Here is a 25,619-nt window from a genome sequence, read left to right as displayed (position 1 = left end):
AGATCGGGTCAGTCGCGGTAGGCGTTGATGAGGCTGCCCTGCCACGTGTCGGGCACGAGCTGCAGACCCTTCGCGATCGCGGCGAAGCGCCGGTCGGAGTGCACGACGGGCTGGTTGCGCCGCAGGCCGCGCACGCCGCGTCGCGCGACGTCCTCGGCGCTCGCCCACATCCACGCCGGACCGTCCTCGACGATGCCCATGCGGTCGTGGAACTCGGTGTGCACGAAGCCCGGGCACAGCGCGGTGGCGCGGATGCCGTCGTCCGCGTAGCGCGAGCGGATCGCGCGCGACAGGTTGACGGCATGGCTCTTGGCCGCGGAGTAGGTGCCGAAGGGGATGAACGCGGCGAAGCTCGCGACGGTGAGGATCCAGCCGCGGCCGCGCTCGCGCATGCCGGGCAGCGCCGCGTGCGCGAGTCGCAGCGGCACGAACGACAGCAGCTCGTGGAGCCGGCGCTCGTCCTCGATCGTCGACTCGTGGAAGGGCGCGGCGAGCCCGAAGCCCGCGTTCGACACGAGGATGTCGATCGGGCGGTCGCGCTGCGCGAGACGGGCCGCGACGGCCTCGAGGCCGTCGTGCGTCAGCAGGTCGGCGGCGAGCACCTCGGCGCCGGTGTCGAGCGAGGCCGCGAGCGCCTGCAGCCGCTCCTCGTCGCGGGCGACGAGCACGACGTCGACGCCGACGCGGGCGAGCTCTCGAGCGATCGCGAGCCCGATGCCCGAGGACGCTCCGGTGATGAGTGCTGTGTGTCGCATGCCCCCATGCAACCAGGGTCGACGGCGAGCGCGTCGACTCGGCCATCGCATAGGGATCGCCGATACGATGAGCCGTCACCGCGGGAGTGGTGGAACTGGCAGACACGCAGGACTTAGGTTCCTGTGCCCGCTGGGCGTGGGGGTTCGAGTCCCCTCTCCCGCACCGTCCGCCTGCGATCGTCACGGCAACCATCGTCGAAGGGGTCATGGTGCATCACCTGCCAGCCAACGCGCTCTTCGACGTCGAGGGCCTCATCGTCGGAGCGGGCGGCTGGGCGCTCGTGCTCGTGTGCGCGATCGTCTTCGTCGAGACGGGGCTGCTCGTCGGCTTCCTGCTGCCCGGCGACACCCTGCTCGTCATCACGGGCGTGCTGTCGTACTCCGGCGTCATCCACCAGCCGGTGTGGCTGTGCATGCTCGCCATCTGGCTGTGCGCGGTCGCGGGCGACCAGCTGGGCTACCTCATCGGCTACAAGGTCGGGCCACCGATCTTCCAACGGAAGTCATCCGGCCTCTTCTCGCACAAGACGATCGAGCGCACGAACGGGTTCTTCGTGAAGTACGGCCCGTGGGCCGTCATCGTCGCGCGCTTCATCGGCATCGTGCGAACGTTCATGCCCGTCGCGGCGGGCGTCGGGCGCATGCCGTACCGGCGCTTCCTGCGCTACGACGTCGTCGGCGGGCTCCTGTGGGGCGCGGGCCTCACGTTCCTCGGCTGGGCCGTCGCGCACATCCCGGGCGTCGCCGACGTCGTGACCGAGTACATCGACCTCGTGCTCGTGGGCGTCGTCGCGCTCGCGGCGTGCTTCATCGTGTTCCACGCCATCCAGTCGCGTCGCGAGGTGCAGGCGGAGCGCCGCAGCGGCGCCGACACGGGGCAGGTCTCGACGCTCGACCTGTCGGACCAGGTCGACGAGGCACGCCGCCGACCGGGCCGCGAGCCCAGGCCCTGACGCCGCCTCGGCGCCCACCGAACCTGCCGCTCCAGATGGTCATGCCCGCGTAACACGGGCGTCACAGGCGGTGGACACCATGGCTCCATGGTGCGCATCGCCGACGTCGACCCCTTCCTCGGGACGGCTCCGACGCACCTGCCGCCACCCTCCGGCATCGCCGCGACGTGGTGGTGGCCGAAGCCGCAGATCGGCAACACGCATCCGGGCGCGACGGCCCCGCTCGGCATGGTGTCGGCGTGCGCCTACTCGGGCGCGTATCCGACGGGCTACGGCCGGTACGACCTGTCGACCGAGGGCGTCCCGCCCGCCATCCGCGACGACGACGTCGCGAGCGGCTTCACGCACTTCCAGCAGTCGGGCACGGGAGCGATCCGCAAGTACTACAACTACTTCCGCGTCACGCCGCTCACGGAGCCGCTCGACGGGCTCGGACGGCAGCTCGGGCTGCACGACCAGGTCGCCTCCCCCGGCAGCTACGCCGCACGCCTCGACAACGGCGTGCGCGCCGAGATCACGGCCGGCCCGAAGTCCGTCGTGCACCGCTACACGTTCCCCCGGCACGCCGACGCGCGCGTCGTCGTCGACTGCTCGATCGGCGGGCTGCAGATCCCGTTCGGCGAGACCGTGCCGCTGCGCGCGCACCTCGAGCTCGTCGCACCGGGCGTCGCCCAGGGCGAGATCGTCGTCGAGGGCGCGCCGCTCGCCGTGCACGTCGAGGTCCGCAGCCCGCGCTGGCGCCAGATGCTCTGGTACGACCGCCGCCTCATGCCGGGCGGATCGCGGCTCGACTTCGACTCCATCCGCCCGACGACGCTCCGGCCGTTCGGCCTCATGTGGGCGGGCCCGACCGAGCAGGGCGACCAGGTGGAGGTCGCGATCGGCTTCTCGCTGCGCGGGCCCGAGCAGGCGCGCGCCAACCTGCACGCCGACTGCGGCACGTCGATCGAGGGCAGGTTCGACGACCGGCTCGCCGCGACGCAGGCGCTGTGGGAGCACGAGCTCGGCGGCATCGCGATCGAGACGACCTCCGACCGCAGGCGCGAGATCTTCGGCACCGCGCTCTACCACTCGCTCGTGAAGCCGGCGTTCGCGCAGGACGAGAGCCCCTTCTGGCCGCGCGACGGGGCGTTCGTCTTCGACCTGTGCACCATGTGGGACATCTACCGCACGCAGCTGCCGCTCCTGACGGCGCTCGCGCCCGATCGCGCCGTCGCGCTCGCCAACTCCCTGCTCGTCACCGCCGAGGAGGAGGGCAACTTCCCGATCGGCTACCGCATGGCGCGCGGTGCCGACCGCTTCGCCAGGCAGGGCTCCGCGCTCGCGCACACCTTCATCGCCGACCTCGCGCAGCTCGGCCTCGAGGGCGTCGACTGGGAGCTCGCGATCGTGCACATGCTCGCCGACCTGCGGCGCGGCTACGGCGAGGACCTGCTGCGCGGCGGCATCGCGCATCCGATCACGCACATGCTCGACCTCACGTTCGGCTACCACTGCACGGCCCGCGTCGCCCGCCTGCGCGGTGACCGTCGGCTCGCGAGCGAGCTCGACGAGATCGCCGCGCGCTGGCCGGACGCCTACGACGCGCAGACGGGCCTCGTGCGCGAGTCGACGTACTACGAGGGCGGCCGGTGGAACTACTCGTTCCGCCTCATGCACGACATGGCGGCGCGCATCGCGATCGCCGGCGGCGACGACGCGTTCGTCGCGCTGCTCGACCGCTTCTTCGGCTTCGACGCGGAGCCCGTGCGGCAGCCGGGCGTCGCGCCGGGCGCGGACGAGCTGCTCGCCGGCTACGCGCTCGGCCGCTTCGAGGGCCTCAACAACGAGCCCGACATGGATGCGCCGTGGGCGTACCACTACGCCGGCCGGCCCGACCGCACGGCCGAGGTCGTGCACGCCGCGCTCGAGCACCAGTTCGGCACCGGCGCGGGCGGCCTGCCCGGCAACGACGACTCCGGCGGCATCTCCTCCTGGTACGTGTGGGCGACGCTCGGGCTGCTGCCGGTCGCCGGCCAGAACGTCACGCTGCTGTCGACGCCGTCGGTGCGCGCGGCTCGGATGCGGATGCCGGGTGGCGAGCTGCGGCTCACGACCGCGGGCTTCGTCGAGCCGACCCCGGGCTCCCCCGTGCAGCACGTGCGGTCGGTGCACCTCGACGGCGTCGAGGTGCCCGGCTCGTGGCTCACGACCCGCGCGCTGCACCGCGGCGGCCACCTGCACGTCGAGCTCGGCCCCGAGCCGATCGGCTGGGGCACCGTGCACCGGCCGCCCTCGCGATCCGACACCGCCTGACCCATGCCGCCCCGCTCGCACCACCGCGCCTTCCCACCACCAGGAGGACCCATGTCGCACCAGACCCACCGCCGGCTCGTCATCGTCGTGCGCGCCGATCCCGTGATCTGCGGCCACTCCGTCGAGGCGCGCAACCTCGCAGAGGCGGCGCTGCAGCGCGGCTTCGACGACGTGCGCATCGTCACGTGGCCCATCGAGCTGCTCGAGGCGGCGGGGCTGCCGCTCAAGCCGCTCGACACGATCTCCCCCTACTCCCCTGGCATCGTCGTCGAGCGCCCCGCCCCGATCGGCGACTACAAGATCGTCGACGGCCGGTACACGTCCGGCGTCGTGGGCAGGCTCGTCGAGCTCTTCACCGACGGCGTGCCGACCGTGTGCATGTCGCTCTACCTCTCGCCGCACACGCTGTGCGTCGCCGAGGCGATGCGCATCGCGCAGTCCACCGGCCTCCCCGTGCGCGTCACGACGATCGCGGAGGCCGTCGGCAGCGACGTGACGAACGTCGTGCGCGCCGCCGTCGCCGACGACCGCTTCGGTGCCGCCGCGCAGGTGCTCGCGTCGTACCTCTCGCAGGACGTGCCCGTCGCGGTCTCGGAGTACACGCGCGACGTCATCGTCGAGGAGGCCTCGGCGGTCGACGCACGCCACGGCACCGACTTCGCCGAGCAGTGCAGGCGCCGCGTGTCGATCTCGTACCCGGCGATCGACACGACCTCGTGGCTCGCGCTCGACCCCGCCGAGACCGACCGGGTGCTCGCCCGGCACGGGCTCACGGCAGGCGGCTACGTGCTGTCGCTGTCGCGACTCATGCCCGCGAAGGGCATCGACGACCTCGTCGCGGGATTCTCGACGTCGGAGGCGGCGGCGGGCCTGCAGCTCGCGATCGTCGGCCGCGGACCGAGCGAGGCCGACCTGCGCGCGGTCGCGGCCGCGTCGCCCGCCGCGTCGCGCTTCCACTTCCTCACCGACGTGTCGGACGCCGAGAAGCCGCACATCATGGCGGCATCGGCGGCGTACGTGCTCGCCACGAAGCCGACGGAGCAGTTCGTCGAGACGTTCGGCATCACGCTCGTCGAGTCGATGCTCGCCGGCGGCGGCCCCGTCATCACGACCGACTGCGGCGGCACGCTCGAGGCCGTCGGCGACACGGCGATCATCGTCGAGGCCGGCTCGTCGGCGGCGATCGCGACGGCGCTCGACGACGCCCTCGCCATGACGCCGGCGGAGCGCGCGGCCCATGCCGTGCGCGCGCGTGCGTACGCGATGCGGTTCGACCGGCTGGCGGTCTTCGACCACCTCTTCGAGCGGGTGCTGCAGCCGGCCTGACGTCCCCCAGCCCACCCGCTCCCTGAGGTGCGAGCGAAGCGAGCCTCGAAGGGCCGCCCCCAGCCCACCCGCTCCCTGAGGTGCGAGCGAAGCGAGCCTCGAAGGGCCGCCCCCATGTCGGTGGTCCGCGCGAGGATCGGTGCATGGCGCAGCAGATCGAGGGCATCCCGACCGGGATCACCCCTGCCGCCCTCGACGCCATCCAGGCGAACGCGCTCTCGCAGCTCGCCGCCGTCGACGCGGGCGTGCAGGCGTTCGAGGCGTACCGCCTCCGCCTGCTCGCCGCGCTCGGCCACCTCGCCCTCGAGCGTGCAGGAGGGCCGTCGAGCGAGCGCTGCGCGATGGAGATGCGCACGGTCGCGGCCGAGGTCGGCGCGCAGGCGCGCGTCTCCGACCGCACCGTCGAGCGGCAGATCGGCGACGCAATGCTGCTCGTCGACACCTGGCCCGTCGTGCTGGAGGCGTTCGCGGACGGCCGCATCGGCCGAGGCCACATGCGGGCGATCACCGAGGCCGGCGGGGTGCTCGCGTCCTCCGACGTGACGCCCGAGCAGCGCGCGACGTTCGAGCGGCAGATGGTGGCCCTCGCCGAGACGACCACGCCGGCACGCGTGTCGAAGGTCGCCCGTCGCGAGGCCGACGAGCATCTCGCAGAGCCGCTCGTCGAGCGGCACCGGGCGGCATGCGAACGCCGGCACGTGCGCGTCTCGCCGATGGACGACGGCATGGCCTGGATCGGCGCGTACGTGCCCGCCGTGCTCGCCCAGGGCATCGACCACCGGCTGCGCGCCGGGGCGCGAGCGAGGTCGAAGGACGACCCGCGCACCGCGGACCAGTGGCGGGCCGACGCGCTCTGCGAGCTGCTGCTCACGGGATCGGGAGCACCGGTCGTCGAGCGGACGCCGAGCGGCGCCGAGATCGAGCACGCGGGGCTCCTGTCGACGATCGCGCCGGTCGTCCAAATCACCGTGCCCGTCACGACCCTCGCCGGTGCCTCGGACGCACCCGGCGTCCTCGACGGCGCGCAGCCCGTCGACGCCGAGACCGCACGCATCCTCGTCGGCGTCGCGACGACGTGGGAGCGACTGCTCACCGATCCCGTCCGCGGCACGGTGGTCGAGGTCGACACGTACGTGCCGACCGCGGCGCAGCGCCGGCTGCTCGTCGCCCGCGACCAGCACTGCCGGTTCCCCGGCTGCGCCGCCAAGGCCCGCGACGACGACGCCGACCACAGGATCGCGTGGGAGGACGGCGGCACGACCAGCCTGGGCAACCTCGCCCATCTCTGCCGGCGACATCACACGATGAAGCACGCCACCGCCTGGTCCGTCAGCCAACCCCGGCCCGGCGAGCTCCGTTGGCGCTCACCGCTCGGGCGCACCTACGTCGACAGGCCGCCACCGGTCGGACCGACGTTCGACGGGCTCCCGCCCGACACGAACGCTCGTCCCTCCGGCAGCCGGTGGGGCAGTCCGAGCGACGCCGCCCGCACCCCGTTCTGACGTCATCGGACGAGCCGCGCTCGCGTGCGCCCCCGTGCCGTCGCGCGCGCTCGACGTCGTCCCAGCGGCTCCACGCCGTCGCGCGGTCGGCTCACGGCACCGCGAGCGGACGCTCGAGGATGAGCGTCGGCCCGTCCCAGTCGAGCCCCTCGACCTCGCGCACGGGCAGGAAGCCGCAGGAGCGGTAGAACGCGCGGGTGGCGGCGTAGCCGTCGTCCTCGAACGAGGGTCCGACGGTGTGCACCTCGAACGCGGCGGCTCCGGCACTCGCCGCCCACGTCGCCGCGGCGTCGACGAGCGCTCGCCCGATGCCTGCGCCGCGCTGCTCGGCGTGCACCGCGATCAGCGCGAGCTCGACCAGCGCCGGCGACCGGCGCTCGACGAGCGCCGCACCGACGACGCGGTCGTCGACGACCGCGACGAACGAGGCACTGGCCGTCCGCACCTGCTCGACGTAGGCGACGATCGCCTCCTCGATGCCGAACCAAGCCGGCAGCGATCGCAGGAGGCGCTCGACCGCTGCCGGGTCGCGGCGCTCGACGACCTGGACGCTCACGCCTCGTGCGCGTGCGTCGGCTCCTGGCACGGCGCGCTGAGCCAGATCGACGCGGCCACGTCGTCGCCGACGGTGTGCTCGACGCCGTCGACCTCCACCGTCAGGCCGCCCGTGAAGCGACCGCGGCCGACGTAGCGCATGCGCTCGTCGAGCTCGACGCCCTGATCGGCGAGGAAGCGCAGCAGCTCGGGGTCGGCGTCGGAGATGCGCACGACGGTGCCCAGGTAGCCGTCGTGCGCGTCGGCGAGCACCGTGGCGCTCGGCTGCCGCGTCGTGCCGTCGGCGGCGGGGATGGGATCGCCGTGCGGATCGCGCTCCGGATCCCCGAGCGCATGGGCGATCGACTCGACGAGCCGGTCGCTCATGCCGTGCTCGAGCACCTCGGCCTCGTCGTGCACCTCGTCCCACGCGTAGCCGTGCTGCTGCACGAGCCACGTCTCGATGAGCCGGTGCCGACGCACCTGCCGCAGCGCGAGCGCGCGGCCCTCGTCCGTGAGCGCGATCGTGCCGTACGGGCGGTGGTCGACGAGCCCCTGCGCGCTCAGCTTCTTCACCATCTCGGTGACGGTCGACGCCGCGAGGCCGAGGTTCGTCGCGAGCCGCGACGGCGTCACGGGCTCGGGCTGCCACTCCGTGTAGGCGTAGATCGCCTTCACGTAGTCCTCGACGGCGGTCGTCTGCATGGCGTCAGGCTAGTCGGCGGAGGCAGCCGGTGCGGCCGGCGCCGCGGGCGCCGCGAGGACGGCGGCGAGCGCACGGAAGGCGCGGCGGCGGTGGCTCAGCGCGTCCTTCTCCTCCGCCGACAGCTCGGCCGCCGACACGGGCGCGTCGTCGGGCTGGAAGATCGGGTCGTAGCCGAACCCGCCCGTGCCCGCGGGCGCCTCGAGCACCGAGCCGCGCCAGACGCCCATTTCGACGAGCTCGCGCTCGCCGTCGACGTAGGCGGCCGCGCACACGAAGGCCGCGCCGCGGTCGGCGACGCCCTCGAGGTTGCGCAGCAGCAGCTCGAGGTTGTCGCGGTCGTCGCGCGTGCCCGCGTAGCGCGCCGAGAAGATGCCCGGGGCGCCCTCGAGCGCGTCGACGGCGATGCCGGAGTCGTCGGCGATCGACGCGATGCCGGTCTCCTCGAACGCCTCGCGCGCCTTGATGAGCGCGTTCTCGGCGAACGTCACCCCGTCCTCGACCGCCTCGGGGCCCTCGTAGGCCTCGAGCGCAGCCTCGGGGAGGTCGTCGGCGAGGATGCGCTGCAGCTCGGCGACCTTGTGGTCGTTGTGGGTCGCGACGACGATCCTCATGCGAGCACCTCCCGCTGGATGGTGGCGAGGGAGTCGCATCCGCCGACGGCGAGGTCGAGCAGCGCGCCGAGCTCGGTGCGGTCGAACGGCGCGCCCTCGGCGGTGCCCTGGACCTCGACGAACAGGCCGCGGCCGGTGACGACGACGTTCATGTCGGTCTCGGCGCGGGAGTCCTCGACGTACGCGAGGTCGAGCATCGGCTCGCCGCCGACGATGCCGACGGAGATCGCCGAGACGGAGTCGATGAGGGGCTGCGCGGACGCGGGGATGCGCCTCTGCCCCTTCGCCCACTCGATGGCGTCGGCGAGCGCGACGTACGCGCCCGTGATCGACGCGCAGCGCGTGCCGCCGTCGGCCTGCAGCACGTCGCAGTCGACGACGATCGACAGCTCGCCGAGCGCCTTCATGTCGACGACGGCGCGCAGCGAGCGGCCGACGAGGCGCGAGATCTCGTGCGTGCGTCCGCCGATGCGCCCCTTGACGCTCTCGCGGTCCATGCGCTCGTTCGTCGAGCGCGGCAGCATCGAGTACTCCGCCGTGACCCAGCCCTTGCCCTTGCCGGCCATCCAGCGCGGCACCGACGGCTGCACCGAGGCGGTGCACAGCACCTTCGTGCCGCCGACGGAGATGAGCGCCGAGCCCTCCGCCTGCGCGGACCAGCCGCGCTCGATGGTGACCGGGCGCAGCGCGTCCGTCGTCCTGCCGTCCTTGCGTGCCATGTCAGATCCTCTCCGGGAGGTCGATGACCCCCGTCTGCGTGAACTCCACGTGCGTGACCTCGGGGCCGAGGAAGCGCCTGGCGAGGCGCAGGAAGGGCTCCTGGTCCTCGGTCGTCGCCTCGAAGGCGTAGGTCGCCTGGGTCGTCGGCGGGGCGAGCCTCCCGGCGTCCGACAGCTGGCGGTACACGTCGGATGCGGTCTCCTCGGCGCTCGAGATGAGGCGCACGTCGGGGCCCATGACGTAGCCGATGGCGCCGGCGAGCAATGGGTAGTGGGTGCAGCCGAGCACGAGCGTGTCGACGCCGGCGGCGCGCAGCGGCGCGAGGTGCTCGCGCGCGGCGGCGAGCACGGCGTCGCCGGTCGTGACGCCCGCCTCGACGAAGTCGACGAACGGCGGGCAGGCCGCGGCGTCGACGTGGTGGATGCCGGCCTGCGCGAACGCGCGCTGGTAGGCGTGCGAGCCGATGGTGCCCTCGGTGCCGATGACGCCGATCGCACCGGTGCGCGTCGCGCGGATCGCCGCGCGCACGGCGGGCTGGATGACCTCGACGACGGGGATGCCCATCCCCTGCTCGTAGCGCTCGTGCGCGAGGTCGTACATCGCCGCCGACGCGGTGTTGCAGGCGATGACGAGCATCTTCACGTCCTGCTCGACGAGCGTGTCGAGCGCCGCGAGCGCGAGCGTGCGCACCTCGTCCTGCGAGCGCGGGCCGTAGGGCGTGTGCGCGGTGTCGCCGACGTAGGTGATCGACTCGTTCGGCAGCTGGTCGATGAGCGCGCGGGCGACGGTGAGGCCGCCGAGCCCGCTGTCGAAGACTCCGATCGGGCGCTGCACCGGACCAGCCTAGCCGCGGGCGGCGGTGGGCCCGCCGCGCAGCATGCGGCGCATCGGCACGTGGTTCCACGTCGGCCCCGTCGAGACCTCCTCGCCCCACAGCGCGAACCCGCGGCGCTCGTAGAAGCGACGCGCGCGCTCGTTGCCCGCGATGAGCCACAGCATCGTCGGCTCGTCGTCGAGCACGCGGGCGAGGAGGCGGTCGGCGAGGCCGGTGCCGTGCCACGCCGGCGCGACGTAGAGGGTGTCGAGCGCGCGGTCCACGGGCACGGGCTCGAACCCGAGGCCCGTCTCCCACGCCATGGGGCTCGCGGTCGACGACGCGGCGCCCACGATCGCCCCCTCGTGCCACGCGACCGCGAGGCGGCCGACGCCGCTCGCGAGCTCGGCGCGGATCTCCTGCGCCTGCGCGTCGAGGGTCGCGAGGTGCCGCTCGAGGAAGTCGTCGTGCACGAGCCCCTCGTACGTGCGTGCCCGCTCGATCGTGACGAATCGCGCCCAGGCCGCCGCGTCCTCCTCCGTGAGCGGCTCGACGGTCGGCTGGGTCCGCTGTGCTGCTGCATCCATGACCGCACCAGCCTAGGCACGCCTAGGCTGGCGAGGTGACGACGGCACTGCAGACCGACCGGTACGAGCTGACGATGATCGACGCGACCCTCGCCACGGGGCGCGGGCTCCGGCCGAGCGTCTTCGAGGTGTTCGCCAGGCGGCTGCCGGGCGCCCGCCGCTACGGCATCGTCGCCGGCACGGGCAGGCTGCTCGACGCCATCGAGCGCTTCCGCTTCGACGAGGCCGACCTCGCGTTCCTGCGCGAGCACCGCGTCGTGAGCGACGCGACGCTCGACTGGCTCGCCGACTACCGCTTCACCGGCGACATCCGCGGCTACGGCGAGGGCGAGGCGTACTTCCCCGGCAGCCCGCTGCTCGTCGTCGAGGGCACGTTCGCCGAGTGCGTCGTGCTCGAGACGCTCGCGCTGTCGGTGCTCAACTACGACTCGGCCGTCGCGAACGCCGCGACGCGCATGGTGCAGGCGGCCAAGGGGCGTCCGCTCGCGGAGATGGGCTCGCGCCGCGCCAACGAGGACGCCGCGATCGCCGCCGCGCGCGCCGCGTACGTCGCGGGCTTCGGCGCGACGTCGAACCTCGCCGCCGGCGCCGCGTGGGGCATCCCGACCATGGGCACCGCCGCCCACTCGTTCACGCTCCTCCACGACTCCGAGGAGGAGGCGTTCGCCGCGCAGATCGCCGCGCTCGGCACCGGCACGACGCTGCTCGTCGACACGTACGACATCGAGCAGGGCGTCGAGACGGCCATCCGGGTGGCCGGCACGGGCCTCGGCGGCGTGCGCATCGACTCGGGCGACCTCGTCGACACCGCGCAGCGCGTGCGTGCGCAGCTCGACGCGCTCGGTGCGACGGACACGCGCATCACCGTGACGAGCGACCTCGACGAGTACGCCATCGCGGGCCTCGCTGCGAGCCCCGTCGACGCGTACGGCGTGGGCACGAGCGTCGTGACCGGCTCGGGCTCCCCCGCCGCCGGCATGGTCTACAAGCTCGTCGCCCACCAGGCGGACGACGGCTCGTGGATCGACGTCGCGAAGCGCTCCGACGGCAAGGCGTCGCACGGCGGCGAGAAGACCGCGGTGCGCGCCCTCGTCGGCGGCGTCGCGACCGAGGAGACCGTGCACGTCGGCGGCGAGCCCGACCTCTCGCGCGGGCGCGCGCTGCAGGTGCCGCTCGTCGAGCAGGGCGTCATCGTCGACGCCCACCGCGGTGCCGCGGGCGTCGCCGCGGCGCGCGAGCGCTGCGCAGCCGCGATCGCCGAGCTGCCGAGCGACGCGACGCGCCTCGCCCGTGGCGAGCCCGTCATCCCGACGGTCTACCGCTGACCGCGGCTGCCGGCCCGCCGGCGGCGGGCCCGCGGCTCACTCGCCCTTGAGACCCTCGTAGATGTCCTTGCACGTGGGGCAGATGGGGAACTTCTCCGGGTCGCGACCCGGCGTCCACTTCTTGCCGCACAGCGCCCGCACGGCCTTGCCCGTGATGGCGGACTGCAGGATCTTCTCCTTCTTCACGTAGTGCGAGAAGCGGTCGTGGTCGCCGTCGTCGACCTGCTCCTGCCGCAGCAGCTCCTCGAGCTCGCGGTCGAGCACGTCCGTGCCGCCTCCGGTGCCTGGGGTCGCGGGATCGCTCATGCCCTCAGTCTCGCATGGCGGCGGCGAGCACCTCGGGTCCACGGCGGTCGAGGATCGCCCCGCCGATCGCGATGCCCACGATCGCGACGAGCGCGGCGTAGCCGGCGCCCATCCATGCCCAGTCCGCACCGGGGGCGTCGAGCTCGAGCACGATGGGCGCGACGATCGGCGACGAGACGGCGACGGCGGCCACGAGCGCGCCGGCCTGCGTGAGGACGGCGGACCACGACTGCGTCGCGGACGACTGGAAGATGCTGGCGTCGGGACCGGCGACGGGATACGGCCACGCGGCGCTCACGATGGAGGAGACGGCGATGCCCGAGCCGAGCAGCGCGAGGCTGCCGCCTGCGAGCGGGGCGAGCAGGGCGTCGTCGCCGTGCAGACGCACGGCGACGACGGAGGCGAAGAGCACGAGCGCCGAGGCGACGACCGCGACCGGGAGGGCACGCCCGAGGCGGTCCTGCCAGCCGGGCACGCGCGCCGCGAGGTGCATCCACCAGGCCGAGCCGTCGTAGGCGGTGTCGTCGTGGATCGCCCAGCCCGCGAAGAGGGCGAGCGCCGCGACGGGCAGCAGCGTCCACGTCTCGCGCGGGAGGCCCGCGAGCCAGAGCGGGATGGCCAGCAGCACCGGCAGCGCCACCACGGCGACGACGATCGCGACGTAGCGGCGATCGCGCGCCCAGCCCGTGACGGTGCGCGCGAGGACGACGGCCCATGGCAGCGCGGGCACCGCGCGCAGGAGCCCGAGGTGCTCGCGCAGGCGCGGTCGGGCGACGCGGTGCATGCGCCAGGCGACGATCGCGCACCACGCGGCGGCGAGCGCCACGATGGCGCCGAGCGCGACGAGGAGACGGCTCGGCTCGAGCAGCCACGCGGTGGAGGCGACGAACGGCGTCGTCGCGAGCGCGCCGAGGCCCTCCTCGACGCCGCCGAGCAGCGGGGCGACCGCGAGCGCCGCGACGACGACGAGCAGCCCGCCCGCCGTCCACGGCCACGTGTCCCGCGCGGCGCCGACGTCGGCGACGAGGCGCGCGAGCGCGGCCGTGATCGCGAGCAGGACCGCCGCGACGGGTGCGAGCGCGGAGCCCTCGTCGAGCCCGCAGGCGATGCCGACGCCGAGCGCGAGCACCGTGAGGGGCGACACGAGCGCGCCGAGCGCCGTGCCTGCCGCGACCGTCAGCGGAGGCAGGATGCCGCGGAACGCCCGCGGGTCGAGCGCGGCGTCGCGCGGCCCGATCGCCCCGACGCCCACGGCTGCGACGACGACGACGCTCGTCGCGAGCAGCGACGGCAGGATGCCCTGCGCGCCGAGCGCGATCGCGCCCGCCGCGAGGACGAGGGCTGCGAGCCACGGCAGCAGCGCCCGACCGATGCCGCGCGGATCGCGCGGCAGCGACGCGAGCGCCGCGAGCCTCAGTCGCGCGACGGCGAGAGCCACGGCAGCTCCTGGGCGGGCGAGGCGCCGACGATGCGCGCGAAGCGATCCTCGAGGCTCAGGCCGTCGCGGACGTCGTCGACCGAGCCCGAGGCGCGCACGACGCCGTCCTGCAGCACGACGACGTGGTCGCACGCGCGCTCCACGAGGCGCATGTCGTGGCTCGTGAGCACGACGGCGCCGCCGCGCCGCCGGAGGTCGCCGAGCACGGAGAGGATGACGTCGGTCGAGACGGGATCGATGGACTCGAACGGCTCGTCGAGCACGACGACGCGCGGCGCGTGGATGAGCGCCGCGGCGATGCCCACGAGCTGCTGCATGCCGATCGAGTAGTCGGCGACGAGGCGGTCGGCGTCGGCGGTGAGCTCGAAGCGCTCCAGCAGCGTCGCGGCGCGCGTGATGGCGTCCTTGCGCGGCACGCGCCGCAGGAGCGCGGCGTGCACGAGCAGCTGCCTGCCCGTGAGCCGGTCGAACAGCCGCATGCGGTCGGGCACGACGCCGAGCTGCGCCTGCACGCCGCGCGCTCGCACGTCCTGGCCGTGGACCTCGACCGAGCCCGACGTCGGCCGCATGAGGCCCGCGGCGATCGAGAGCGTCGTCGACTTGCCGGCGCCGTTGGGCCCCACGACCCCGTGGCACTCCCCCGCGCGCACGACGAGATGCACGTCGTCGATCGCGACGGTCGCGCCGAAGCGGCGCGTCACGCCGTCGAGGGACAGCACGACGGCGGGAGCGCCGTCGGTCGTGGACGCGGTGGTGCCGGGCGTGCGCGACGGCGATGCGTCGAGGTCGTCGCGGAGGTCGTCGCGGGCATCGTCGGTGGCGGGCTCGCGGCGGGCGATCGTCGAGCGCGCGTCCGGGTCGCTCTGCACGATGACGACCTCGACGGGCTCGTCGGCATCGGTGGGCTCGGGGAGGATGGGCTCGGAGACGGCGGGCGCGGAGGGGGCGACAGCCTCGCCTACTGCGGTTGACTCGGGCTGGGCCTGCGACTCGGGCTGGGGCTCGGGCATGGCGCGGTCCAGCGGCTCAGGCTCGACGATCGGCTCGGGCTCGGGCTCGGTGATCGACTCTGGCTCGGGCTCGATGGTCGGCTCGGGCTCGGGCGCCGCCTCGGTGAACCTCGCCGGCTCCTCGACGGGCTCCGGCTCGACGGGCACCTGCTCGACGGGCACCTGCTCGACGGGCACCTGCTCGACGGGCACCTGCTCGACGGGAACCGGCTCGACGGGAACCTGCTCGACGGGAACCTGCTCGACGGGAACCTGCTCGACGGGCGCGGGCACGGCCTGGGCCTTCGCCTCGGCGGCCTGGCGGGCGCGGTTGCGAGCGCGCGTGGCCGCAGCCTTGCGCGCAGCCTCGCGCCGCCGAGCCGCCTGCTCCTCCGGACTCAGCTCCGCGAACGGTCGTCTCTGATCTCCGGCACCCACGTCGTCCACGTTACCGACCGCCGCCGGACGCGCGATCCACGCATCCCCACCGCGATCGGATGCCGACGCGGGCTGCGTCGACGGCGCGGGCGACGCCCGCGGCGAGGGCCGCGCAGCCGGGTCGTCGCGCTCCATCCGCAGAGCCTGGCAGGTGCAGCCGAGAGCCCGCCGAACGACGAGCGCGCCCGCCTCCCACCACGCAAGGGGGTCGTTTGCTACGATGGAAGGCGGCACAGTGAGGTGTCACCCAGGTTCCCCCTGGGTGAACGTCAGGGAAACAGGCCATCCTGGAGCCCGCCCGCACCACCGCATTGGAGATGGCAATGACCACGCAGACCGTGATCCTCGCAGCCGGCATGGGCTCGCGCCTCGGCCGTTCGCTGCCCAAGAGCCTGACCGTGCTCAACGACGGTCGCACGATCATGCAGCAGCAGGTCGAGAACATCCACGCGGCGTTCGACGACGCGCGCATCACGACCGTCGTCGGCTACAAGGCCGACCACATCATCGACGCGTTCCCCGAGAACACGTACGTCTACAACGACGAGTACGACGTGACGAACACGTCGAAGTCGCTGCTCCGCGCCCTCCGCGCGTCGAAGCCCGGCGGCGTGCTGTGGATGAACGGCGACGTCGTCTTCCACCCCGCGCTGCTCTCCCGCGTCGCCGAGCGCGTCGCGGCCGACCAGTCGACCGTCGCCGTCGACACCTCGAAGGTGTCCGACGAGGAGGTCAAGTACACGCTCGACTCCCGCGGCGACATCCGCGAGCTGTCGAAGACCGTCACGGGCGGCCTCGGCGAGGCGATCGGCATCAACTTCGTCTCCTCGACCGACAAGGCGACGCTCATCCGTCACCTGCAGCGCTGCGACGCGCAGGACTACTTCGAGCGCGGCATCGAGACCGCGATCGCCGAGGCCGGCATCCGCGTGCAGCCGCTCGACATCTCGGACCTGTTCGCCGTCGAGGTCGACTTCGCCGAGGACCTCGACCGCGCGAACCTCTACGTCTGATCCCGCACCAGCACCCGACGCCGGTCGCCCCGTGGCGACCGGCGTCGCTGCGTGCTCGGCGACCTAGGATGCTGGGGTGACCGCTCCGACGCACGCCCGCGACTCCTGGTCGACGGCCCGTCGCTACCGGCACAGCCTGTGGCTGCTGACGTCGCGCGACCTGCGCGTGCGCTACTCGACGTCGTTCCTCGGCTACCTGTGGAGCGTGCTCGACCCGCTCGCGATGAGCGCGATCTACTACTTCGTCTTCACGGTCGTCTTCCAGCGCGACGTGGGGTTCGAGCCGTACATCGTGTTCCTCCTCGCCGGGCTCCTGCCGTGGATGTGGCTGAGCGGCGCCGTGTCCGACTCGACGCGCGCGTTCATCAAGGAGTCGCGCCTCATCCGCTCGACGAAGGTGCCGCCGACGATCTGGGTCGCCCGCCTCACGCTCGCGAAGGGCATCGAGTTCGTCGCGTCGCTGCCGGTGCTCGCGCTCTTCGCGATCCTCGCCGGGGCGACCGTCGGCTGGGAGGTCGTGCTCTTCCCGCTCGGCATCCTGCTGCAGGCCGCGCTCGTCCTCGGCATCGGGCTGCTCGTCGCGCCGCTCGTGGTGTTCTTCCGCGACCTCGAGCGCGCCGTGAAGCTCGTGCTGCGCTTCGCGTTCTACGCGACGCCCATCATCTACGACCTCGGCGACCTGCCCGAGGGGCTGCAGACGCTCGGCGCGTTCAACCCGCTCGCGGGCATCCTGTCGCTCTACCGCTCCGCGTTCTTCCCGAGCGCCCTCGACTGGACGGCCGTGGGCATCTCGGCGGGCATGACGGCGCTCGTGCTGCTCGTCGGCGCGCTCGTGTTCCGCGCGAGCATCCGCGCCGTGCTCAAGGAGGTCTGATGGCCGTCATCGACGTCGCCGGCCTCGGCATCCGCTTCAAGCGCACCCGCTCGTCGCGCCGGTCGTTCAAGGACCTCTTCGCAGGCCGCGACCGCCGTACGCGGCCGGGCGAGTTCTGGGCGCTGCGCGACGTGTCGTTCGCCGTCGAGGCGGGCGAGGCCATCGGCGTCGTCGGCCGCAACGGCCAGGGCAAGTCGACGCTGCTCAAGCTCGTCGCCGGCGTCGTGCTGCCCGACGAGGGCACCGTGTCGGTCACCGGCGGCGTCGCGCCGCTCATCGAGATCACCGGCGGGTTCGTCGCCGACCTCACGGTGCGCGAGAACGTCTACCTCACCGCGGGCCTGCACGGCATGACGAAGGCCGAGATCGACGCGGCGTTCGACGACATGATCGCCTTCGCCGGCATCGAGGACTTCGTGGGCACGCCCTACAAGCACCTGTCGAGCGGCATGAAGGTGCGCCTGGCGTTCTCGGTCATCTCGAGCCTCGACGAGCCGATCATGCTCGTCGACGAGGTGCTCGCCGTCGGCGACAAGGCGTTCCGCGAGCAGTGCTACGAGCGCATCGAGCGTCTGCTGGCCGACGGCCGCACGCTGTTCTTCGTGTCGCACAACGAACGCGACCTCAAGCGGTTCTGCAGCCGCGGACTCTACCTCGACAAGGGCCGTCTCGTGATGGATGGACCGATCGACGCCGTGCTGTCACGCTACGGAGAGGATCACGGGGGGAAGGCATGAGCGAGATGGAGCAGGACATGTCCTGGCTGGAGAAGACGATCGACACGGTGGTCGCCAAGCAGCGACCGCTCGTGGTGAACCATCTGCGCGAGGTGCGCAGGAAGCACCCGGACATGACGCCGGAGCAGCTCGTCGCACGGCTCGAGCGGCAGTTCCTCGCCGCCGTGTCGACCTCGGGCGCCGCGGTGGGGGCGACCGCGGTCGCGCCGGGCGTCGGCACCGTCGCGTCCGTGGGGCTCACGGTGGCCGAGACGGTCGCGTTCCTCGAGGCGAGCGCGTTCTTCGCGCAGGCCGTGACCGAGGTCCACGGCATCCACGTGCGCGACCCCGAGCGCTCGAAGGCGCTCGTCATGTCGCTCATGCTCGGCAAGGAGGGCTCGTCGCTCGTGAAGCGCATCACCGAGCAGTCGCTCGGTCGCGGCGCGGCCGGCGACGCGTTCTGGGGGCAGCTCATCACGACGACGCTGCCGTCCGGCTTCGTCGCCAACACGGTCGTCGACTACCTGAAGCGCGCGTTCCTGCGCCGCATGACGGCCACGACGGGGCGCTCGATGCTCGGGCGTGCGCTGCCCTTCGGCATCGGCGCCGTCATCGGCGGCGTCGGCAACCACATCCTCGGTCGACACATCGTGCAGGCCGCGCGCGACGCGTTCGGCCCGGCCCCCGTGTCGTTCGACCCGGACCTGCAGCCGCTGCCGAAGGTGCAGCGCCCCAGGCGCCTGCGCCGCGGATCGATGACCGACGAGATGGATCGCGGGCTCGAGGCGAATCGCAGGACGGGGTTCGGCGGCGGCGCGCTCGACCGCCTGCGGCGACGCCCGAAGGACGACGAGCCGCCCGCGGGCGACCAGGCGCCGCGCGACGAGGCACCGGGCGGTCCGACCGCCTAGCCCGACCGCGCACCGACGCTACGGCCCGACGCTACGGCGTCGGGCCGTCGTCGTCCGGGCCGTCGTCGTCGATCTCGACCTCGAAGCCGTCGGTCGCGTGCCGCTCGGCGTGCAGCCGCCAGATGCCGAGCAGTCGCTCGATCGCCGCGTGGAAGCGCGCGGTCGCGGTGCCGGGCGTCGTGTCGCCGAAGTAGTGCGTGCTCCACCGGCCGAGCCGCGCGAGGGCTGCCTCGTCCTCCGCGACGCGGTCGATCTCCGCGAGGGGGTCGGCGATGCCGGCCTCGAGCCACTCGCACGCGCCGAGGTAGCCGCGCTCGTCGACGTCCGCCTCGGGCGACACCGGCCGAGCGATGAGGATGGGCCTGCCGACCGCGAGCCGGTCGTAGACCATCGCCGAGACGTCGGTGATGGCGACGTCGGCGTCCGCGAGCTGCCAGCCGAGCGCCGGGCCGTCGTCGTACACGTGGTGCGCCGTCGGATCCTCGCGGTTCGCGGTCCGGATCATCGCGACGATGCGCTCGTGCGCCGCCCGGTAGTCCGCGTCGAGCACCCCCGAGCGCGGATGCGGGCGGTAGACGAGCCGGTGGGCGTCGCTCGCGAGTACGGCGGCCGCGACGTCGAGGCCGTGCGACGCGATCGATCCGTAGGCGCCGGCGGGGCGGTCGCCCTCCCACGTCGGCGCGTAGAGCACGACGCGGCGTCCGTCGCGCGGGTACGGCACGTCGCCGACGAAGTGGTCGGCCTGCGGCCTGCCGATCTCGAGCGTGCGCCGCTCGAGGTCGTAGTCCCACAGCTTCGCGCCGAGGCGGTCGCGCGCGGCCTGGCCGGCGATGAGCGCGTAGTCGTAGGCCTTGAACTGGTTCGTCGTCATGTACATCTTGTCGGACTCGCCGTGGTTGATGAACACGTGCCACATGCGGCCGTAGCGCAGCATCTGGAAGTTCTTCGCGTTCTGGTTCACGTAGAGCACGAGGCGCGGGCCGCGGTGCTCGAGGAACGCCTCGAGGTCGGCGATCTGCGTGACCGAGAAGACGGGCAGGTCGGTCTCCTGCCACAGCTGCAACGCTGCGCCCGGGCTGCGGGCGAGGATGCCGACGGGATACGTGCGCGCGAGCTCGCGCAGCGGCGCGTACCACTGGCGCAGCTGGTACAGGTTGACGGGTCCGTCGGCGTAGTAGACGACGATCTCGACGTCGCCCGGGTGCACCGTCTCGCGCTGCGCCCGCACGCGCTCGACCTCGGCGCGGTTGCGCCGGGACAGGAGCCCGTTCCGGAGGAGTCGGCGGGCGGCGGTGAGGTCGCGTCGCAGCGGCATGCCCTCCAGCCTACGTCTGCCATGCTTGCTCGGTGACTCAGCAGCATCCATGGCCGGGCGTCTCGTACGTCATGCCGGTGCTCAACGAGGCACGGTACCTCGCCGCCGCGGTCGGCACCGTCATGGCGCAGGACTACCCGGGCCCGCGCGAGCTCGTGCTCGCCCTCGGACCGTCGACCGACGGCACCGACGCGGTCGCCGAGCGCCTCGCCGCCGCCGATCCCCGCATCCGCCTCGTGCCCAACCCGGGCATGGACATCCCCATCGGCCTCAACCTGGCGATCGCGGCGAGCACGCACGACGTCGTCGTGCGCGTCGACGCGCACACGCAGATCCCCGTCGACTACACGCGCATCGCCGTGCGCTCCCTCGAGGCCTCGGGCGCGGCGAACGTCGGCGGCCTCATGCTCGCGACCGGCGACACCCCGCTGCAGCGCGCCGTCGCCCGCGGCTACCGCTCGCGCATCGGCCTCGGCGGCGGCTCGTACCACGTCGGCGGCGAGGCCGGCCCGACCGAGTCGGCGTACCTCGGCGTCTTCCGACGCGACGCGCTCGTCGACGTCGGCGGCTACGACGAGACGCTGCGCCGCGGCGAGGACTGGGAGCTCAACTACCGCCTCCGCGCCGCCGGGCACCTCGTGTGGTTCGACCCGGCCCTGCAGGTGACGTACTGGCCGCGCGAGACGTGGCCGAAGCTCGCGCGCCAGTTCCACTCGACGGGCGTGTGGCGCGGCGAGCTCGTGCGCCGCATGGGCGCGAGCAACGGCGTGCGCTTCTTCGTGCCGCCGGCGCTCGTCGTGGCGATCGTGCTCGCGGCCGTCGTGGGTGCGGCGACGGCCGTCGTCGCCGTCGTCGGCACGGTGCCGGCGTGGCTCGCGATCGTCGCGGCCCTGCTTGGCGTCGGGCCCGCCTCGTACGCCGCGCTGCTGCTCGGCGTCGTGGCGACGACGCCCGGATCCCTCGGCGACCGGCTGCGCTTCGCGGGCGTCGTCGCCGTCATGCACCTCGCGTGGGGCTCGGGCTTCCTGCAGGGCGTCGTGCGCGGCGCGGGCACGAATCGCGACACGTCGCGCAGCGAGGGGCCCGCGCCGGCCTAGGTGCGCTGCGCCGAGGCGGCGCTGCGCCCGTCGAGCATGCCCTCGGCGATCATGCGCTCGACGACGCGCTCCCCCGCGTGCCCGTCGTCGAGCGGCGCGAAGCGCGCACGCCATGCGGCACGGCGCTCGGCCCAGCCGTCGTGCGGGCCCGCGGCGAGCACGGCGGCCGCGACCTCGTCGAGCGTGCGCGCGAACGGACCGGGCGCCGCCGCGGCGAGGTCGAACGTGAAGCCGCGCAGCCGGTCGCGGTAGTCGTCGAGGTCGGGCACGGCGAAGACGGTGGGCAGCTCGATGCCGGCGGCGTCGAACATGACGGACGAGTAGTCGGTCACGAGCACGTCCGCGGCCACGAGCAGCTCGGCGACGTCGGGGTAGGTCGTCGCATCGACGACGCCGGCTCCGTGCAGCTCGAGCCCGCCGCCCGCGTACGAGCGCGCATGGCCCCGCACGACGACGCGCCAGCCGTCGCCGAGCACCGCGGCGAGGGCGGCGACGTCGACGTGGTCGACGAGCGCGACGCGATCGTCGCGCCACGTGGGGGCGTAGAGCGCGACGCGCACGTCGCTCGGCACGCCCAGGCGCGCGCGCACGGCGTCGCGGTCGCCCGAGCGCAGCACGTCGCCGCGCGGGTAGCCGAGCTCCCACACCGGGCCGCGGAAGGCGTAGGCGGCGCGCAGGTGCTCGGCGGCGAAGGGGTTCTGCGCGAGCAGCACGTCCCATCGCCGCCCCTCGCGGATCGACGCGACGCGCGTGCGCAGGCCCTGCCCCGCGCGCTCGAGCGCGAGGCGCTTGAGCGGCGTGCCGTGCCACGTTTGCAGCACGCGCTGGTGCGGCATCCTGCGCTGGCGCTTGCGGAGCCAGTCGTTCACGACGAGCGCGCGAGCGCCGGCGCGTGCACGCCACCACGCCTCGGAGCCCTCGACGACGCGCACGGCCCCCGCGGGGATGGGCACGGAGCCGTCGACGGTCGACCACGCGCGCTCGATCTCGGGCCGCAGGGCTGCGAGGGCGCGGTCGATGCCCGCGGGGTTGCAGGACGCCGCGGTGCCGTAGAAGGCCTCGAGCATGACGACCGGCGCCGGCGCCGGCGCCGGCGCAGCGAGGTGCCTGCGCTGCAGCGCGCGCTGGGCGCCGGGCGCGCGCTCGGCATCGGTGAGCGGCGGCGCGAGGACGATCGCGACGGATGCCTCGCGCGCCTCGACGGCGATGCGCGCGTCGAGCGCGAGCTCGGTCCGCGGCAGCGACGCCGGCGGCGCGAGCTCGATGCGCGCGCCCGTCGCGTCCACGACCTCCACGACCCAGGCGTCGCTCGGGAGCACGAGCGCGGGCCCGCCCCACCGCGCCCTCGTGAGCGGCACGGACGCCTCGACGAGGCCCGCGACGACGACGAGGTCGCCCGCGATCGTCTCGCGCGCGCCGCGCAGCCGGACGCCGACCGGCGTCGTCGCGCCCGGGTCGATGCGCAGCCGCATGCGCTCGCCGTCGCGCCACGTCGCGACGATCGACGCGGGCGCGACCGGCTCGGCCGGCGCCTCGCCGTGCCCGAGGCCCGCGTCGATCGCCTGCAGCACGCGCGCGGTCGAGCCGCCGAGGAGCCGCACGTGGTCGGCGACGAGCACGCGAGCGTGGGCGAGGCGCTCGTCGCGCGCCGCACCGGGCTCGGCGACCTCGCTCGCCCACGCGAGCAGGCCGTCCCACGTGCGCTCGTGCCTGCCGCCCGAGAACGCCGCGTACGCGTCGTACAGGCCGCGCGCGGCGGCGTAGGAGGCGACGTCGGGCGCGAGCAGCAGCGTCGGCACGTCGAGGGTCGCCGCGTCGTACGCGATCGACGAGAAGTCCGTCACGAGCAGGTCGACGCCCGGCAGCGCGGGCGTGACGTCGACGAGCGCGTCGTGGCCCAGGAGCCCGATGCGTTCGCTCACGGCCGGACCGGCCGCGTAGTCGCCGAGGCCGTGGGGATGCGAGCGCACGACGAGGCGCGCGTCGTGCAGCGCGAGCCACGCAGCGATCCGCTGCCACTCGTCGGCGGTCGGCACCGCCGGGTCCGGCTTGCCGTCGCGCCACGTCGGCGCGTAGAGCACCGTCGCGCGGCCGCGGGCGCCCGAGCGGTCGAGCAGCGCGGTCGCAGCCGCCCTGCGTGCGACGTCGTCGCCGGCCGCGAGCACGTCGACGCGCGCGTCGCCGAGCACGCGGACGACGTCGGGCCCGAGCCCGAGCGCGCTGCGCAGCCGGCTCGCCGCCCGCTCGGAGGCGACCGGCAGCAGCCGGATGCGCGACGCCGAGCGCCGGTGCGCCTCGCGCAGGAGCGTGCGGACGGGGCCGACATCGGGCACGCCCGCGATGCGGAGCCAGCCCGGCGCATCCCGGTGCAGGTGCTTCAGCGGGATGCCGTGCCACAGGTGCACGACGTAGGCGCCGTGGACGCCCGCGCGGCTGACGTCGCCGAAGCCGTGCGTCACGACGACGACGCCGGCGCGCAGCGTCGCCACGAACGCGCCCCAGCCGCGCACGGTCCGCAGGCCGTGGCGCGCGGCGTCCGCCGCATCCCGGTCGGTGCGCACGACCCAGGCGACGTCGTCGCCACGTGCCTGCGCCGCGAGCGCGAGCGGCAGCGCGCCCTCTCCGACGCCCGAGCCGCAGCCGACGACCCAGCGACGGCGATCCCGAGGGACGACGAGGGACGCCGCCGCGCCGAGCGCGACGGCCGGCAGGGCGAGCAGCGTGCGCGCCGTGCGCCGCGAGACCTGGAGTGCGATGTCGCCAGCATACGAGGACGCGGCGCGTCATCGCCGTGTGCGATGACGCGCCGCGTCCGTGCCGTGCCGCGCGCGTGCCGCTACAGCGTCCCGAGCGTCACGTCGACGTCCTGCTCCGAGCCCGCCCGCAGGATCGTGAGCGTCACGTCGGCGCCACCGGCGGCCGCGCGCACCTGCGCGGTGAGGTCGGTCGCGCTCGTGACGGCCGTGCCGTCGACGGCCGTGACGACGTCGCCGGACTGCAGGCCCGCCTGCGCGGCGGCGCCGTCGGCGACGACGTCCGCGAGCTGCGCGCCCGTGTGGCCGATGCTCGCGTCGGTGACGTCCGAGACGGACGCCCCGAGGAGGCCGTGGGTCGCCTCGCCGTTCGCGACGATCTCGTCGACGACGCGCTGCACGAGCGACGCCTCGATCGCGAAGCCGATGCCGATCGAGCCGCCCGTGGACGAGTCGTCGGACATCGACGCGATCGCGACGTTCACGCCGATGAGCTGCCCCGCGGCGTTGAGGAGCGCGCCGCCGGAGTTGCCGGGGTTGATCGACGCGTCGGTCTGGACGACTGGGATCGACACGGTCTCCTGCGCCGCCTGGGCGCCCTGCTGGCTCCAGAAGCCGAAGGGCGACTGCTGCGACTGCGCCGAGTCCTCCTCGGTGGCGCTCGAGGAGATCTGCAGGCCGCGGTCGACCGCGGACACGATGCCGTCGGTCACGGTCGTCGAGAGGCCGAGCGGCGAGCCGATCGCGATCGCCGTGTCGCCGACCGAGACGGCGTCGGAGTCGGCGAACGCGACGACGGGCAGGTCGGCGTCGACGCGCAGCACGGCGAGGTCGACGGTGGGGTCGGTGCCGACGACGGTCGCCGCGAGCAGCTGGCCGTCGGTCGTCTGCACGGTGATCTGCGCGTCGGCGGCCGTGCCGTCGAGCGTGACGACGTGGTTGTTCGTGACGATGATGCCGCCGTCGGCCACGACGACGCCCGAGCCCGTGCCGGAGCCTGCCTGCGACGACACCTGCACGGTGACGACCGACTGCGACGCCGTGTCGGCGACGTCGGCGATCGTCTGCGGGTCGGTCGAGGAGGCGCCGGTGATGGTGACGTCGCTGACGGACGAGGTCGGCGAGGTGCCACCCTGGGCGACGAGCGTCGCCGCCGTCGCGCCGGCGGCGCCGCCGAGGACCGTGCCGCCGAGGAGGCCGACGAGCGCGAGGACGGCCACGGGCCGACGGCGCCTGCGCGGCTGCGGCGCGGAGGCGGCCGGGTATGTCGCCCACGGCGTGCCGCCGCCCTGGCCGCCCGCCGCCCCGCCGGTCATCATCGGCGTCGACGCCGGCTGCTGCCACGTGGACTGCGGCGCGGTGGCGTGGTGGACGGGAGCGGGCGCCTGCGCCGCGTGCTGGCCCCAGGCCGGCTGGTGCGCCGACGGAGGCTGCGCCGACGGGGGCTGCGCCGACGGGGGCTGCGGCAGCGGCTGCTGCTGCGGCTGCTGCTGCGTCGTGGGAGGCAGCGGCACCTCGGTGCGCGCCTGCCCCCAGCCTGCCTCGTCCTGAGGCTCGTGCGGCCGACCGGTCGCGTCTTCCGGCGGCACCTGGCCGCGTTCGTCGTTCGTCATGACACCCATGTGACGCCTCCCACCCATG

At 73.9% G+C, this 25,619-nt stretch carries 23 protein-coding genes and 1 tRNA gene; 11 read left to right on the top strand and 13 right to left on the bottom strand.

The genetic code is table 11. The features are described 5' to 3' along the window. Nucleotides 1-8: 8 nt before the first annotated feature. Complete coding sequence (locus ABD249_RS05090; protein ID WP_344341084.1) at nt 9-755, bottom strand: SDR family NAD(P)-dependent oxidoreductase; 747 nt, start codon at nt 753-755, stop codon at nt 9-11. A gap of 80 nt (nt 756-835) precedes the next feature. Here ABD249_RS05090 and ABD249_RS05085 point away from each other — a divergent pair. The 5 genes from ABD249_RS05085 (at nt 836) to ABD249_RS05065 (ending at nt 6,831) form a co-directional block, all read left to right on the top strand. Then, a tRNA-Leu gene (locus ABD249_RS05085) sits at nt 836-918 on the top strand. A gap of 43 nt (nt 919-961) precedes the next feature. Continuing rightward, a complete protein-coding gene (locus ABD249_RS05080; RefSeq protein ID WP_344341081.1) occupies nt 962-1,708 on the top strand; it encodes a DedA family protein in 747 nt (248 codons plus the stop codon). An 87-nt stretch (nt 1,709-1,795) separates the two neighbouring features. Next, the gene (locus ABD249_RS05075; protein WP_344341078.1) at nt 1,796-4,003 is read left to right on the top strand and encodes a glycoside hydrolase domain-containing protein; all 2,208 of its coding nucleotides are present in this window, start codon (nt 1,796-1,798) and stop codon (nt 4,001-4,003) included. A gap of 51 nt (nt 4,004-4,054) precedes the next feature. Continuing rightward, on the top strand, nt 4,055-5,329 hold the full coding sequence (locus ABD249_RS05070; protein WP_344341075.1) for a glycosyltransferase: 1,275 nt from the start codon (nt 4,055-4,057) through the stop codon (nt 5,327-5,329). A gap of 143 nt (nt 5,330-5,472) precedes the next feature. Continuing rightward, complete coding sequence (locus ABD249_RS05065) at nt 5,473-6,831, top strand: HNH endonuclease signature motif containing protein (protein ID WP_344341073.1); 1,359 nt, start codon at nt 5,473-5,475, stop codon at nt 6,829-6,831. A gap of 91 nt (nt 6,832-6,922) precedes the next feature. Here ABD249_RS05065 and ABD249_RS05060 read toward each other — a convergent pair whose 3' ends face one another. Genes ABD249_RS05060 through ABD249_RS05035 form a run of 6 tightly spaced genes read right to left on the bottom strand, consistent with a single transcriptional unit; the run spans nt 6,923 to nt 10,803 of the window. Then, entirely contained in the window at nt 6,923-7,387 is a 465-nt protein-coding gene (locus ABD249_RS05060; protein ID WP_344341071.1) for a GNAT family N-acetyltransferase, read from the bottom strand. Beyond that, nucleotides 7,384-8,070 carry a metal-dependent transcriptional regulator gene (locus ABD249_RS05055; RefSeq protein ID WP_344341068.1) on the bottom strand — a complete coding sequence of 229 codons (687 nt, stop codon included), beginning with the start codon at nt 8,068-8,070 and terminating at the stop codon, nt 7,384-7,386. Before ABD249_RS05055 ends, ABD249_RS05060 begins: the two co-directional genes overlap by 4 nt. Before the next feature lie 9 nt (nt 8,071-8,079). Further along, nucleotides 8,080-8,682: an RdgB/HAM1 family non-canonical purine NTP pyrophosphatase gene (gene rdgB / locus ABD249_RS05050; RefSeq protein WP_344341066.1), complete on the bottom strand. Its 603-nt coding sequence runs from the start codon at nt 8,680-8,682 to the stop codon at nt 8,080-8,082. Beyond that, nucleotides 8,679-9,401: a ribonuclease PH gene (gene rph / locus ABD249_RS05045; RefSeq protein WP_344341063.1), complete on the bottom strand. Its 723-nt coding sequence runs from the start codon at nt 9,399-9,401 to the stop codon at nt 8,679-8,681. The genes rdgB and rph overlap by 4 nt, the downstream gene beginning before the upstream one ends. A 1-nt stretch (nt 9,402) precedes the next feature. Further along, nucleotides 9,403-10,236: a glutamate racemase gene (gene murI / locus ABD249_RS05040; RefSeq protein ID WP_344341061.1), complete on the bottom strand. Its 834-nt coding sequence runs from the start codon at nt 10,234-10,236 to the stop codon at nt 9,403-9,405. Nucleotides 10,237-10,245: 9 nt separating this feature from the next. After that, entirely contained in the window at nt 10,246-10,803 is a 558-nt protein-coding gene (locus tag ABD249_RS05035) for a GNAT family N-acetyltransferase (RefSeq protein ID WP_344341059.1), read from the bottom strand. Nucleotides 10,804-10,838: 35 nt separating this feature from the next. On the opposite strand from ABD249_RS05035, the gene ABD249_RS05030 reads away from it, so the two are divergent. Beyond that, nucleotides 10,839-12,128 (top strand): nicotinate phosphoribosyltransferase, encoded by a 1,290-nt coding sequence (locus ABD249_RS05030; RefSeq protein WP_344341056.1) that lies wholly within the window; start codon nt 10,839-10,841, stop codon nt 12,126-12,128. 36 nt (nt 12,129-12,164) lie between these two features. Here ABD249_RS05030 and ABD249_RS05025 read toward each other — a convergent pair whose 3' ends face one another. The 3 genes from ABD249_RS05025 to ABD249_RS05015 are packed head-to-tail and all read right to left on the bottom strand — an operon-like array spanning nt 12,165 to nt 15,155. Next, nucleotides 12,165-12,434, bottom strand: coding sequence for a DUF3039 domain-containing protein (locus tag ABD249_RS05025; protein ID WP_344341054.1), 270 nt, complete (start codon nt 12,432-12,434; stop codon nt 12,165-12,167). A gap of 4 nt (nt 12,435-12,438) precedes the next feature. Then, nucleotides 12,439-13,872 (bottom strand): hypothetical protein, encoded by a 1,434-nt coding sequence (locus tag ABD249_RS05020; RefSeq protein ID WP_344341051.1) that lies wholly within the window; start codon nt 13,870-13,872, stop codon nt 12,439-12,441. Next, nucleotides 13,848-15,155 (bottom strand): ABC transporter ATP-binding protein, encoded by a 1,308-nt coding sequence (locus tag ABD249_RS05015; protein ID WP_344341049.1) that lies wholly within the window; start codon nt 15,153-15,155, stop codon nt 13,848-13,850. Before ABD249_RS05015 ends, ABD249_RS05020 begins: the two co-directional genes overlap by 25 nt. A gap of 467 nt (nt 15,156-15,622) precedes the next feature. On the opposite strand from ABD249_RS05015, the gene ABD249_RS05010 reads away from it, so the two are divergent. From ABD249_RS05010 to ABD249_RS04995, 4 genes are all read left to right on the top strand, one after another. Next, the gene (locus tag ABD249_RS05010; RefSeq protein WP_344341046.1) at nt 15,623-16,312 is read left to right on the top strand and encodes a phosphocholine cytidylyltransferase family protein; all 690 of its coding nucleotides are present in this window, start codon (nt 15,623-15,625) and stop codon (nt 16,310-16,312) included. 76 nt (nt 16,313-16,388) lie between these two features. After that, nucleotides 16,389-17,186, top strand: coding sequence for an ABC transporter permease (locus ABD249_RS05005; protein WP_344341044.1), 798 nt, complete (start codon nt 16,389-16,391; stop codon nt 17,184-17,186). Further along, complete coding sequence (locus ABD249_RS05000; RefSeq protein ID WP_344341042.1) at nt 17,186-17,923, top strand: ABC transporter ATP-binding protein; 738 nt, start codon at nt 17,186-17,188, stop codon at nt 17,921-17,923. Before ABD249_RS05005 ends, ABD249_RS05000 begins: the two co-directional genes overlap by 1 nt. A 17-nt stretch (nt 17,924-17,940) precedes the next feature. Next, on the top strand, nt 17,941-18,813 hold the full coding sequence (locus ABD249_RS04995; RefSeq protein ID WP_344341039.1) for a hypothetical protein: 873 nt from the start codon (nt 17,941-17,943) through the stop codon (nt 18,811-18,813). A gap of 31 nt (nt 18,814-18,844) precedes the next feature. Here ABD249_RS04995 and ABD249_RS04990 read toward each other — a convergent pair whose 3' ends face one another. Further along, nucleotides 18,845-20,128 carry a CDP-glycerol glycerophosphotransferase family protein gene (locus ABD249_RS04990; RefSeq protein ID WP_344341037.1) on the bottom strand — a complete coding sequence of 428 codons (1,284 nt, stop codon included), beginning with the start codon at nt 20,126-20,128 and terminating at the stop codon, nt 18,845-18,847. 32 nt (nt 20,129-20,160) lie between these two features. On the opposite strand from ABD249_RS04990, the gene ABD249_RS04985 reads away from it, so the two are divergent. Beyond that, nucleotides 20,161-21,225, top strand: a complete 1,065-nt coding sequence (locus ABD249_RS04985) for a glycosyltransferase family 2 protein (protein ID WP_344341034.1) — start codon at nt 20,161-20,163, stop codon at nt 21,223-21,225. On the opposite strand, the gene ABD249_RS04980 is transcribed toward ABD249_RS04985, so the two are convergent. Beyond that, nucleotides 21,222-23,837: a CDP-glycerol glycerophosphotransferase family protein gene (locus ABD249_RS04980; protein ID WP_344342527.1), complete on the bottom strand. Its 2,616-nt coding sequence runs from the start codon at nt 23,835-23,837 to the stop codon at nt 21,222-21,224. The two genes, ABD249_RS04985 and ABD249_RS04980, sit on opposite strands and share 4 nt — an antisense overlap. Before the next feature lie 224 nt (nt 23,838-24,061). Continuing rightward, nucleotides 24,062-25,591 (bottom strand): S1C family serine protease, encoded by a 1,530-nt coding sequence (locus ABD249_RS04975; RefSeq protein WP_344341032.1) that lies wholly within the window; start codon nt 25,589-25,591, stop codon nt 24,062-24,064. Nucleotides 25,592-25,619 lie beyond the last annotated feature (28 nt).

Origin of the sequence: Agrococcus versicolor, assembly GCF_039531815.1 — a bacterium.
GTDB lineage: Bacteria > Actinomycetota > Actinomycetes > Actinomycetales > Microbacteriaceae > Agrococcus > Agrococcus versicolor.
Note: the sequence above shows the minus strand (reverse complement) of the source record. Positions and strands in the feature narration are given on the sequence as shown.